We start from the raw sequence: 1044 nt of genomic DNA, 5'->3' as shown, positions 1-1044 counted from the left end.
TTTTTCGTCTGCGGGTCGCTGCGTGACCTTGTGCCGGATGATCATGTCCTTGCCCGCGTCGACCGCGTGCTCCACCTCGGCTGGTTAGCCGAGGATGTCGCCGATCTCTACTCTGCCGGTACGGGCCGCCCCGGCGTCGCACCTGAAGCAGCCGTCCGTCTCATGCTGGCCGGCTTTCTTCTCGGGATCGTTCATGACCGGCGTCTTCTGCGAGAGGCGCAGGTCAACCTCGCGATCCGCTGGTTCGCTGGCTATGGTCTGCACGAGCGGCTTCCCGATCACTCATCGCTGACCCGCATTCGACAACGCTGGGGTGCCGAGCGGTTTCGGCGCATCTTCGCGCGGACGGTTCAGAATTGTGTGGCGGCCGGGATCGCCAAGGGCGAGGTCGTGCATATCGACGCCTCCCTGATCCGGGCCGATGTCAGCTGGGAAAGTCTGGCGGTTCGCCATGTTGATGCGATTTCCGAGGCGAATGGCGATGTGCCGGAAGAGAGCAAAACCGATCTGGAAGCCCGGAACTCGAAGAAGACCGGGCGCTAAAAGAAGGTTTGTGTCACCGATCCGGATGCCAGCATGGCGACCAGCGGGCGCAACCGGCGCCTCGACCCCTGCTACAAGCAGCATGCCGTGGTCGAGGATCTCTGCGGGGTCATTGTCGAGGTCGAGGTCACGACCGGGGAGGCGAACGAGGGCGATCACATTCTCCAAGGCCTCGATGCCGCTGCAGCGACCCTGGGGGCACCGATCCATGTGGCAACGGCAGATGCAGGCTATGCCTATGCCAAGGTGTTCGGTGGGCTCGAGGCGCGCAAGATCGACGCCATCATTTCGACCAAGGCCGAGCCGATCAGAAGCAAGGTTCCTCTCCGGCGGTACAAGTTCGATGCGCCCATGATCTGGTGAAATGCCCGCGCGGCAGGATCCTTCGGCCGACGAAGACCAGGATCGGTCACGGCAGGTTCTTCGCCACCAAGGTGCGGGACTGTGCAGGATGCGATCTCGCGGCCATGTGCCTTTCCCCATAACGCAAGACCCGGGCAG

Annotated in this window: 1 pseudogene; it reads left to right on the top strand. The window is 63.1% G+C overall.

Features of this window, described 5'->3' with window-relative positions:
* Positions 1–1019 (top strand): annotated as a pseudogene (locus ESZ60_RS20625) (transposase); the annotation flags it as partial.
* Positions 1020–1044 lie beyond the last annotated feature (25 nt).

Source organism: Paracoccus ravus (assembly GCF_004522175.1).
GTDB lineage: Bacteria > Pseudomonadota > Alphaproteobacteria > Rhodobacterales > Rhodobacteraceae > Paracoccus > Paracoccus ravus.
This window is presented reverse-complemented; position numbering and strand designations above follow the sequence as displayed.